We start from the raw sequence: 12,144 nt of genomic DNA, 5'->3' as shown, positions 1-12,144 counted from the left end.
GGACGCATGTCGGAGGCGGAGCAGTCGCGGGGCACGGCGCGGGACCCTCGGCGGGACGCCGGCGCGGGTGCCGGAACCGACGGCGACCGGGGTGTGGTTCCAGCGGCGCGTGAGGCGAAGCCGGACACCGAACCCGGCACGCGTACGGACACGGGCGCGGGTACGGACGAGGCCACGGGTTCGGGCGCGGGCGCGGGTACGCACGGGACCACGGGTTCGGGCGCGGGCGCGGGCGCGGGTACGGCGGGCATGGTGCCGGCACCGGCGGTGCGTGAGGACGGGGTGGACCCGAAGCCGAAGGGCGAGGCGGGGGTCGCCCCGCGGACGACCACGGCCGACGCCGAGCCGGCGGACGCGGCCCCCGTGGCCGCCGCCGGGCGCGGCGACGCCGCGGACCCCGCGCCGGGTCGTGCCGAGCCGGCCGGCCCCGCGCCGACGGATGGCAAGCCGGTCGAGGCCGAGCCGGTCGAGGCCGAGCCGAGCGATGCCGAGCCGGGCGTTGCCACGCCGGTCCGGAGCGCGCCGGCCGCCGCCGCGCCCGCTTCTCCGGCGACGCCGAAGACCTCCGGCGGAGGACAGGGGTTCAGGAAGACCGGCGGAGCCGGGCGGTCCGCGAAGCCGCAGAGTGTCGGCGCGACGGTCGAGGGCAGCCTGCTGGCCGGGCGCTACCGCCTCGGCGGAGTGCTCGGACGCGGCGGCATGGGCACGGTGTGGCGGGCGGTCGACGAGACGCTCGGACGGACCGTCGCCGTCAAGGAGCTGCGCTTCCCGAACAGCATCGACGAGGAAGAGAAGCGGCGCCTCATCACCCGGACCCTGCGCGAGGCCAAGGCCATCGCCCGGATCCGTAACAACGGCGCCGTGACCGTCTACGACGTCGTCGACGAGGACGACCGGCCGTGGATCGTCATGGAGCTGATCGAGGGCAAGTCCCTCGCCGACGCCGTCCGCGAGGACGGCACGCTCACTCCCCACCGCGCCGCCGAGGTCGGTCTCGCGATCCTCGACGTGCTGCGCTCCGCGCACCGCGAGGGCATCCTGCACCGTGACGTGAAGCCGTCGAACGTGCTGATCGCCGACGACGGCCGGGTCGTCCTCACCGACTTCGGCATCGCCCAGGTCGAGGGCGATCCGTCGATCACCTCCACCGGCATGCTCGTGGGCGCCCCCTCGTACATCTCGCCCGAGCGGGCCCGCGGCCACAAGCCCGGACCGGCCGCCGACATGTGGTCGCTGGGCGGACTGCTGTACGCCAGCGTCGAGGGCAGCCCGCCGTACGACAAGGGTTCCGCGATCGCGACGCTCACCGCCGTGATGACCGAACCCGTCGACCCGCCGAAGAACGCGGGCCCGCTCCTGGAGAAGGTCATCTACGGCCTGCTCGCCAAGGACCCCGCGCAGCGGCTCGACGACGCGGGAGCCCGGGTGCTGCTGCGGGCCGTGCTCGACGCGCCCGCACCCGTGGTGGAGCCCGAGCACTCACCGGAGGCGACCCGGGTCGTCCCGCTGCCGCCGGTTCCCCCGGAGCCGCCGTTCGGCCCCGCCACCACCGGCAAGGCCGCCACCGGCAGGTCGACGGGCGACGCGGCCGCCGAGCGTCTGCGCGGGGCGCTGAAGTCCGTGCGCAACGCCGCCGTGGCTAAGCCCGACCAGAAGGCGGCCGCGACCGCGCGGCCCGCCGCGGTCCAGGGCCCCGGCAGGCCCTCCCCGGCCCGGGCGTCGCTGACGGACGTCGTTCCCCGCCGCACCCTCGTGATCATCGCCGCGGTCGTGGTCGTGGCGTTGCTCGCCACCATCCTGACCGTCGCACTGAGCGGCGACGACACGAAGGGCGGCCAGAGCGGCGGCAAGGGCACCGGCGACAAGGTGACCTCCGCCGGCGCCACGGCCGGCAGCGGCGACGAGCAGGCCCAGACCCAGGGCCAGGGCCAGACGCCGAGCGACCCCGGCCAGGAGGGCGGCGACCAGCCGGGCGGCACGGGTGAGCAGAGCGGAACGCCGTCCGGGAAGCCCGGCACGGGCACCCCGGGTACGGGCGGCGCGCAACTGCCCGCCGGCTACACCATGGTGACCAACGACCGCTTCCACTTCAGCATGGCGATGCCGTCGTCCTTCAAGCTGAACGCGATCGCCGGTGTGAACTCCGGCGGGATATTCAACGCGAACGGCGGCTTCCCTCGCGTCCAGGTCGACTTCAACGGCAGCCCGAAGGACGACGCGGCCAGCGCCTGGGCCGGCGCGGTGGCGGGAGTGTCCGCGACGAGCAACGGCTACCGCCACATCGGCATCAGGACCGTCTCGTACAAGGGCTATCCGACGGTCGCCGACTGGGAGTTCGAGCGCAACCAGAGCGGGATCCGGGTACGGATACTGAACCGGGGTTTCAAGGTGGACGCCAAGCGCGGTTACTCGATCATGATCAGCTGCAGGGCGGACGCGTGGAACGCCGCGGAGTGCAAGACGCTGCGGGATACGGCGTTCGCCACGTTCAGCCCCAAGGACTGACCCGCGGCACGTATCGTGAGTGGCCGTGGACCGTACGCATTCGGACAGAGCCGATAACAGTGCGGGACTTGACCGGAATTGACGGTTACGTACGCCCTTGGAGTCCGTGAGGTCTCCGAGGGCGGACGGAACCCGGGGGACAGCGCGCTCGGTGGGGAGGCGTCGTGGAGGACTACGCGGGCAGGGTGCTCGCCGACCGCTACCGCCTGCCGCTCGCGCCCTCGGACGCCCTCGACCTGGTGGAGACGCGCGCCTTCGACACCTACAGCGGCCAGGAGGTGGTGGTCCGTCAGGTGCCGCTGCCGGAGGTCGTCGACGCCGAGTTCCTCGACGGCGACACGGCGGGTGACGGGTACGGAGGCCACGGCGGCGGGTTCGCGCCGCACCGGGGCGAGGGGCGGGCCACCCGGCGTCCGGCCGACCCCGCCGTGCGGCGGGCCGTCGAGGCGGCGCAGGCCGCCGCCCAGATCCCCGACCACCCCCGGCTCGACCAGGTCTTCGACGTGTTCGCCGAGGCGGGGTCGTTGTGGATAGTGAGTGAACTGGTGGCGGCCAGGCCGCTGGCGGCGCTCCTCGCCGAGGGCCACCTCAACCCCTACCGGGCGGCGGAGATCGGGGCCGACGTCCTCACCGCCCTGCGGGCGCTGCACGCCCACGGCTGGACCCACCGGAACATCACCCCGCGAACGGTGCTCGTCTGCGACGACGGGCGCGTGGTGCTGACCGGGCTCGCGGCGGGCGCGGCGGAGGAAGCCCTGTGCGGCTATGCCCCGGTGCCGGCGCCCGAGGAGGACGGCCGGGGTTACGACGCCGAGCCCGGACGCACCGCCGAGCCCGGGTTCCCGGCCGATCCCGGGTACTCCGTCCACCCCGAGCCCTCCGGCGGGACCGAGTGGCCGGAGCAGGGCCCTTCCGCGGAGCAGGGGCCTTCGGAAGGCCCGCACCTGCCCGCGGTCGCCGAGCACCCGGGCCCGGGCGCGGTCGTTCCCGGAGCCCGCGCGCGTACGGAGATCGAGCCGTACCCGCCCCGAGGGAGCGATACGCCCGAGGAGCCCGGCCCTCCGGCCGCGAGCCCGGCCGCCGACGTACGGGCGGCCCGCGCGGGCGCGATCGCCGCCTACCGGGCGGGAGCCCGTGCCGCCGCCCGGATCGGCGAGGCCGGGGCCCTTCCGGCCGGGCGCCGGGGCCCCGCGCCCGACCCCGCCGACCCCGCCACGGACTCCGCCGACCCCGCCGCCGATCCCGCTTCCGGTACCGACCCCGCCGTCGGCCAGGACCGGAACCGGCCCCATGGCCCCGGCCCCTCCCGCGGCTCCCTCGGCGAGGCGCCTCACGACCCCTCCCTCGACCCTGATCGCGACCTCGGACCGGGCCGGGGCGGCGCCCCCGCCCTGCCCGCCTACCCCACGCCCGTCCCCGCGCAGGGCCTCGGTCCCGAGCCGCGCTGGTGGTCCCAGGCCGTGGACGACGAGGACGACGAGGACGACGACGAGGACCGGCGTGGCGGGTACGGCGACGGCGGCCGGCCGCCGCGGGCGCTGCTCACCGGCTCCTGGAGCGACGGTCCGCACGCCTCGCGCGACGGTGCGGGACCGATTCCCGCCGGCGGCTCGGGCCCCGGCGCGCGGCAGGTGCTTCCGGGCTCCGGCCGCCCGGCTCTCCCGGCCGGCTACGCCCCGGCGCAGGCCCCCGCCCCCGTACCCGCACGGGGCTCCGGTGGCTGGGACGACGAGGCCGGGGCGGACGAGAGCGGTGCCGCGCACCGGTACCGCGGCCCCGCCACCCGTCTCGACGCCGAGCGGGCCCGCCAGACGCGGATCGCCGTCGTCGGCGCCGTCACCGAGCGCTGGGCCCCCGAGCAGGCGGCGCCGGTCCACGAGAACTGGCGCCTGGCACCGCCCATCGGCCCCGTCACCGACCTCTGGGCGCTCGGCGCGCTGCTGTACCGGGCCGTCCAGGGCCATGCCCCGTACCCGGAGGACAGCGCCGCCGAACTCGTCCAGCTCGTCTGCGCCGAGCCGCCGGCCTTCGCCGAGGAGTGCGGACCCCTGCGCCCCGTCGTGGAGTCCCTGCTGCGGCAGGACCCCACCGAGCGCCCCGACTTCGAGGAACTGCGCGGCTGGCTGCGCTCCCTGGTCCGGTCGGCCCCGGAGCCGGAGGCCGGCGTGGGCGTCGTGCCCCTGCCGTCCTTCGACGCCACGCGGCTGCCCGTCGTGCGCCGCCGCGGCGAACTGGTGCGCAGGCGACGCGCCGCCGCGGCCGGCGGCCGTCACCGTCACCGGAAGGGCAAGCAGCCCGCCCGGCCCGGCCCGGCCCCTGAGCTGCGGGGGTCCGGCCGCACCGCCCGTCCGGGCCCGCGCCACGAGTTCCCGCAGGAGGGGTTCCACGAGGAGCTCCCGCAGCGGGCGCCGCGCGCCCCCAAGGCGGCCCGTGCCCCGAAGGCGTCGGGCGCCCCGCGGTCCCCCCGCTCCCTCGGCCGGACGCTCCTGCTGCTGATCCTGCTGCTGCTCGGCGGAACCGTCGCGTACGCCGTGATGTTCATGCCCAAGGAGGGCGCCGGCGGTCAACGGTCGGCCGGACAGACCGGCGGACGGTCCGCCGAGCCCTCCACTCCGTCGAAGGACCCCGCTCCGACGACCGGTGCGCCCGGCACGAAGCCCACCCCGAAGCCCGGTGCCACGCCCGGCCGTACGTCCCCGCCGGCCGCCACCACCCCGCCCGCCGCCGGCCTCGCGGCGGGGTACGGACTGCGCACCGACCCCGAGGGCTTCCAGATCGGCGTCGCCGACGGCTGGCGGCGCAGCCCGATCAACGACGCGGGACAAGTCCGCTACACCGGGGGAGACTTCACCCTGATCGTGGTGCCCGGCCGGGACACGGTGCAGGCCAACGGCTCGGACCCGATGGCGTACCAGCGCACCAAGGAGCGGGAGCTCCAGCCCTGGCGAGACTCCTCCTGGTCCAGCGCCTCCGGGCTGCGCCGCATCGACGTCGGCCGACAGGCCATGGCGGTCGGCGAGTTCACCTGGCAGGACAGCACCGGCCGGATGGTGTTCGTCCGCAACCTCGCCCTGATCGAGCGCGGCCGGTACCACGTGGTGCAGGTCATCGGCCCGGAGAACGAAAGGGACAAGGTGTCCGAGATCTACGACCAGGCCGTGAAGGTCTATCGCGCGACGCGCTGAACCCCGCGCCGGCCCGGGACCCTCGCGCGACGTGCTGAACCCCGCGCCGGCCCGGGACCCCCGCACGAGGCGTCCGGCCGGGTGTCCGCCGAGCGGCGGAGGGTTCCACGGGCGGCGAGGGCGGCGACACCGCCTGCGGGGCCCGGTCACAAGGATGTTCCGTTGCCCGCCCCGAGGTTCCGCAGCCCGCGCGGTCTCCGTAATCTGGCCTACGAAGGAACGGGGCGGGGACAAGTGGAACATTCTCAGAACGCAGGCGCGGGGTCCGGGACCGGGGCGGACACGGGGGAGGGCCTCCTGCTGGCCGGACGCTACCGGCTGGGCGAGACCATCGGCCGCGGCGGCATGGGCAAGGTCTGGCGCGCCCATGACGAGGTGCTGCACCGGATCGTGGCCGTCAAGGAGTTGACGGCGGGTCGGTTCGTCGCCGAAGCCGACCGCCTCGTGCTGCACGCCCGTACGCAGAAGGAGGCCCGCGCCGCGGCCCGGATCACGCATCCGGGCGTCGTCACCGTCCACGACGTGCTGGAGCACGACGCCAGGCCCTGGATCGTCATGCAGTACGTCGACGGGCCGTCCCTCGCCGATGCCGCGAAGGAGACGGGCACGATCGACCCCCGCGAGGCGGCCAGGATCGGGCTGCACGTCCTCGGAGCCCTGCGCGCCGCGCACGCGGCGGGGGTGCTGCACCGGGACGTGAAGCCCGGAAACGTCCTGCTGGCCCGCGACGGCCGGGTCCTGCTCACCGACTTCGGGATCGCGGCGATCGAAGGCGACTCGACGATCACGCGTACCGGTGAACTGGTCGGCTCCATCGACTACCTCGCGCCGGAGCGGGTACGGGGCGGCGATCCGGGACCCGCCTCCGACCTGTGGTCGCTGGGCGCGACGCTGTACACGGCGGTGGAGGGCACCTCGCCGTTCCGGCGGACCTCCCCGATCAGCACCATGCAGGCGGTGGTGACGGAGGAGCCCGCGCCTCCGGCGAAGGCGGGGGCGCTGGCCCCGGTCATCGTCGCCCTGCTCCGCAAGGACCCGGCGCACCGGCCGCGCGCGGACGAGGCCGAGCGGATGCTGCTCGACGCCATGGAGGGCCGCCCGTCGCAGGCGGCGCAGGCGTACGTCCCCACGCAGCGGGTGGTGCGGGAGGAGCTGACCGCCGCCACCACCGCGTTGCCGGTGTCCCCGCCCCCGGCGGAACCCGAGTCGGCCCACCGGTCCCGCCCGGGCCGGCAGCCCCAACCGGCGCATCCGTCGCGCACGGGCCCGGTCGCCGGTTCCACCTCCACCCTCCCCGACGTTCCGCTGCCCGCGCCCGCGCGGAGCCGCGGACGGTGGCGTACGGCGGTCCTGGCCGCCGTGCTCGCGGGTCTTGTCGCGGGCGGGGCCGTGTTCGCCGCCATGCACTACTCCGCCGGGGGCGACGCCGACCGCCGCGCCGCGGAGCAGAGCGCCACCTCCGTGGCACCCGCGAAGAACGGGATCCCGGCGGGCTGGCACCGGGTGGAGGACCCCGAGGGCTTCAGCCTGCTCGTCCCCAAGGGCTGGAAGCGGCAGACGGACGGCGACCAGATCGACTACACGCCCGACAACGGCCGCCACCGCATCCGGATCAGCGTGGACGACAGCCCCGACTTCGAGAACCCGTACGCGCACGTGCAGAGCCTGGAGAACGACGTACGGGACCGGCTGCCGGACTACCGGAAGATCCTGCTCAAGCAGAACACCTACCGCGATCAGGTGCGGTCCTGTCTGTGGGAGTTCACCTGGACCGAGCGGAAGAACTTCCCCGGCCCGCGCCGCGCCATCGACCAGTTCTACTACGCGGACGACGGCACGGAGTACGCGATCTACATGTCCTCGCCGGTGGACAGCTGGGAGACCACGCGGCAGCAGTTCGACATCGTTCTCAAGCACTGGCGCGCGCCCGGCGCCTGAGCCGCGCGGAAAAAGTCGGGAACGCCCTTCAGCGGCGGTAAGCCGCTGATCAGCGCTTATGTGCCAGTGATCACTGGCGCTGTTGTGCGCGGTCGGTGAAAACGTATTACCGACGGGTACCCAAAGGCCGGATTGCGGCCTACTCTCGCCCTCATGACGGACTCGAAGGCTTCCACCGCCACGGCTTCCTCCCTCCGGACCGCCGCCCCCGCGCCGACCGCCTCCGGTACCGGGACCAACCCGGTCGCGCCCGCGCCCGCGGGTGCCCGGACCGCCGCCGACGTCGTCACGCCCGAGGTGGTCGCCCAGCTCACCCGCGGAGTCGTCGGCTCCGGCCGCACCGCGAACCACACCCCCTTCACCGGGGAGAAGCTGGCCGAGCTGCCCGAGTCCACCCCCGAGGACGTCCTGGAGGCCTTCGCGCGCGCCCGCGCCGCGCAGGGCGCCTGGGCCGGGACCCCCGTCAGGGCCCGCGCCGCCGTCCTGCTCCGGTTCCACGACCTGGTCCTCCAGCGGCAGGCCGAGGTGCTCGACCTCATCCAGCTGGAGACGGGCAAGGCACGCCTGCACGCGCACGAGGAGGTCCAGGCGGTCGCCGTCGCCGCCCGCCACTACGGCCGCAAGGCCCCCTCGTACCTGCGCCCCAAGCACCACACCGGCGTCGTCCCCACCCTCACCAAGGTCACCGAGCTGCGCCAGCCCCGCGGTGTGATCGGCCAGATCGCCCCGTGGAACTACCCGCTGGAACTCTCCGTCGGCGACGCCCTGCCCGCCTTCGTCGCCGGCAACGCCGTGGTGATGAAGCCGGACACCGAGACCGCCCTCACCGCCCTGTGGGCCCGCGACCTGCTGATCGAGGCCGGGCTCCCGGCCGAGGTCTTCCAGGTCGTGCTCGGCGAGGGCCCGGTGGTCGGCCCCGAGATCGTCAGGCACGCGGACTACGTCTCCTTCACCGGCTCCACCCGCACCGGGCGCGAGGTCGCGCAGGGTGCCGCCGCCCGCCTCGTCGGCGTCACGCTCGAACTGGGCGGCAAGAACGCCATGCTCGTCCTGAAAGACGCCGACGTCGAGAAGGCGGCCGCCGGCGCCGTCCGCGCCTGCTTCTCCTCGGCCGGACAGCTCTGCATCTCCATCGAGCGGCTGTACGTCCACGAGTCGGTCGCCGACGACTTCGTCGCCCGGTTCGCCGCCCGTACGAAGGCGATGCGGCTCGGCAACTCCCTGGCGTACGGCGCCGACATGGGCTCCCTCGTCAGCGACCGGCAGCTGGACACCGTCACCCGGCACGTCGAGGAGGCCGTCGCCAAGGGCGCGAAGCTCGTCGCGGGCGGCGTCGCCCGGCCCGACATCGGCCCCCTGTTCTACGAGCCGACCATCCTCGACGGCGTCGAGGCGCCGATGGCCGTCTGCACCGAGGAGACCTTCGGCCCGGTCGTCTCGATCTACCGCTTCTCGGACGAGGACGAGGTCGTCGACCTGGCCAACGGCACGCCGTACGGCCTCAACTCCTCGGTGTGGACGAAGGACGCCCGGCGCGGCCACGCCATCGCGGCTCGGCTGCGCACCGGCACGGTCAACATCAACGAGGGGTACGCCCCCGCCTACGGCAGCGTCCAGGCCCCGATGGGCGGCATGAAGGACTCCGGTCTCGGCCGGCGCCACGGCTCGGAGGGCATCCTCAAGTTCACCGAGGCCCAGACCGTCGCCCAGCAGCGGCTGATCCCGCTCGCGCCGTCCTTCGGGATGGACGACGAGAAGTACGCCGCGTTCATGAGCGCGTCCCTGAAGGCGATGAAGGCCCTGCGCCTGCGCTGACGCCCTGCCCGTTCCCGCCCCTTATCCGTACGAGGAGAGCCATGACCGCGGTACCCCCTGCCCGGAATCAGGACGACGACGACCTGGACTCGGCGTACGACTACGACGTCGTCGTCGTCGGCTCCGGCTTCGGCGGCTCGGTCACGGCCCTGCGGCTGACCGAGAAGGGCTACCGCGTGGGGGTCCTGGAGGCCGGCCGCCGCTTCACCCGCGAGACCCTGCCGAAGAACTCTTGGGACCTGAAGAACTTCCTCTGGGCCCCGGCCCTCGGCCTGTACGGCATCCAGCGCATCCACCTGCTGGGCAACGTCATGGTGCTCGCGGGCGCCGGGGTCGGCGGCGGTTCGCTCAACTACGCCAACACCCTCTACGTCCCGCCGCCGCCGTTCTTCGACGACCCGCAGTGGAAGGCCATCACCGACTGGCGCGACGAGCTGGCGCCGTACTACGACCAGGCCAAGCGGATGCTCGGGGTGCGCCTGAATCCGACGACGACCCCGTCGGACGTGCACCTGAAGGCGACCGCGGAGGCCATGGGCATCGGCGACACCTTCCACATGGCGCCGGTCGGCGTCTTCTTCGGGGACGGGGACGACGCCGACGGCACCCGTCGGGCGAAGCCGGGCCAGGAGGTGCCCGACCCGTACTTCGGCGGCGCCGGCCCGTCCCGCAGGGCGTGCGCCGAATGCGGCGAGTGCATGACCGGCTGTCGCCACGGCGCCAAGAACACCCTCAACGAGAACTACCTCCACCTCGCCGAGAAGGCCGGCGCCGTCGTCCACCCGATGACGTCGGTGGTCGCGGTCACCGAGGACTCGCGGGGTGGGTTCGCCGTCAGGACGCTGCCGACGGACAACAGGAGGAAGGGCAAGGGCCGGACGTTCACGGCCCGGCGGGTGGTCGTCGCGGCCGGCACGTACGGCACGCAGACCCTGCTGCACCGGATGAAGGACACCGGGCTGCTGCCCCGCCTCTCGACCCGGCTCGGCGAGCTGACCCGCACCAACTCCGAGGCGCTGGTCGGCTCGCAGACCACCGACCGGCGCTACCGCAGGAAGCACGGCGCGCAGAAGGTCGACTTCACCCGCGGGGTCGCGATCACCTCCTCGATCCACCCGGACGAGAACACCCACATCGAGCCGGTCCGCTACGGCAAGGGGTCCAACGCCATGGGCGGCATGACCGTCCTCCAGGTGCCCTACGGCGCCCACCGGGTACGGAACTGGCTCCTGCAGATGGTCAAGCACCCGACCCTGGCCGTCCGCGCGCTGTCCAACCGCCGCTGGTCCGAGCGGACGATCATCGGCCTCGTCATGCAGTCCCTGGACAACTCGCTGACGACGTACCGCAAGCCCGGCGGCATCGGAAAGGGCCTGCTCACCGCACGCCAGGGCCACGGCGCGCCGAACCCGACCCAGATCCCCGAGGCGACCCGGGCCGCGACCCTGCTCGCGGAGGAGATCAACGGCTTCGCCGGCTCCAACATCGGCGAGCTGATGGGCACCCCCTTGACGGCCCACTTCCTCGGCGGCTGCCCGATCGGCGCGGACGCCGAGTCCGGTGTCATCGACCCGTACCACCGTCTCTACGGCCACCCGGGCATCTCGGTCGTCGACGGAGCGGCGGTCTCCGCCAATCTCGGCGTCAATCCCTCGCTGACGATCACGGCCCAGGCGGAGCGCGCCATGTCCTTCTGGCCGAACAAGGGCGAGGAGGACCCGCGCCCGCCCCAGGGTGAGGCGTACGTCCGTCTCGCGCCGATCGCCCCGAAGGCCCCGACGGTCCCGGCGGACGCCTTCGGCGCGCTGAACCTGCCGTTCCTTGGCATCCCCGCGGTCCCGCCGAAGAAGGTGTAGCCGGAGCGGACGCGGGTACCGGACACCGGCCCGGACATGGAAGAGGCGCTGCACCCCCCTCCGAGTGCAGCGCCTCTCCAGCTTCTGGGTGGTGCTGCATGCATGACCCGCGACCGACGGGTTTGGTTGTAGCGGGTCACGAAATCTCCTGTGTGACGCGCGTCACGTCCGCTGCCTCGTCCCTCCGGCGGCCGGCCCGGGGCCGGTGACGGTACGGCCGTACGCACGGCAAGGGCCCCACCACGCGATGCCGATCGCGCGGTGGGGCCCTTGGGGTCGGCACCGGTGTCAGGGCAGCGGCGGTGCCGAGGGGGCAGCGGCGCCGGGGGGTGCGCCGCGGTGGGAGAGGGACTCGGAGGAAGGACGGGGAGGAGGGGTCGTCTCGCATCGTGCGGGCGGACGCGGCCGCGTCCGCCGGACCGGTTGCGGTCGGCCCCGGGCGTCCCCGGGGCCGACCGCCCTTTCGGGTGACCGGGCTGCTGTCCCCTGCCGTCCGGTCACGCGCGCTGGAGCGAGGTCCCACGACGTACCAGTGGTACGCCACACGCCCCAGCGGAGCCACGCGTGGTTTCTTCGGGCCCGCCCCTGGATGACACGGACACCGGGACCAACGAAGGGGAGCGGGAGCCGGTCACGCGCCGTACGGGTGAGAGGCGGTCCGAACTCAGGTCCGTCACCCCGCCCCCGCGGGTCGGCCGCCCGCCACCTTCTTTGGGGGCTCGGTTCGCCTCCGGGCGCTTTGTGCGGGTGTCGACGGTCGATCGTGCTCGGCCGCTCGTTCCTCGCGGCCTGTGCGCGTTCTCCCTTTCGACACCCGCGCGCCCTTCGCCTCACTCGCCCCCTTT

The 12,144-nt window shown here is 74.2% G+C and carries 5 protein-coding genes; all 5 read left to right on the top strand.

Annotated elements, in window-relative coordinates; translation table 11 throughout:
* Window positions 1-6 precede the first annotated feature (6 nt).
* The 5 genes from ACZ68P_RS15775 (at window position 7) to ACZ68P_RS15755 (ending at window position 11,299) form a co-directional block, all read left to right on the top strand.
* Window positions 7-2,505, top strand: coding sequence for a serine/threonine-protein kinase (locus ACZ68P_RS15775; RefSeq protein WP_471006411.1), 2,499 nt, complete (start codon window positions 7-9; stop codon window positions 2,503-2,505).
* A gap of 164 nt (window positions 2,506-2,669) precedes the next feature.
* Window positions 2,670-5,690, top strand: coding sequence for a protein kinase (locus ACZ68P_RS15770; protein ID WP_471006409.1), 3,021 nt, complete (start codon window positions 2,670-2,672; stop codon window positions 5,688-5,690).
* Between the two features lie 234 nt (window positions 5,691-5,924).
* Window positions 5,925-7,628: a serine/threonine-protein kinase gene (locus ACZ68P_RS15765; protein WP_471006406.1), complete on the top strand. Its 1,704-nt coding sequence runs from the start codon at window positions 5,925-5,927 to the stop codon at window positions 7,626-7,628.
* A gap of 153 nt (window positions 7,629-7,781) precedes the next feature.
* Window positions 7,782-9,443 carry a succinic semialdehyde dehydrogenase gene (locus ACZ68P_RS15760; protein ID WP_471006404.1) on the top strand — a complete coding sequence of 554 codons (1,662 nt, stop codon included), beginning with the start codon at window positions 7,782-7,784 and terminating at the stop codon, window positions 9,441-9,443.
* Between the two features lie 41 nt (window positions 9,444-9,484).
* Window positions 9,485-11,299 (top strand): GMC oxidoreductase, encoded by a 1,815-nt coding sequence (locus ACZ68P_RS15755; protein WP_471006402.1) that lies wholly within the window; start codon window positions 9,485-9,487, stop codon window positions 11,297-11,299.
* Window positions 11,300-12,144: the final 845 nt, after the last annotated feature.

The sequence above is a fragment of the Streptomyces sp. NPDC036822 genome (assembly GCF_055609145.1).
This window is presented reverse-complemented; position numbering and strand designations above follow the sequence as displayed.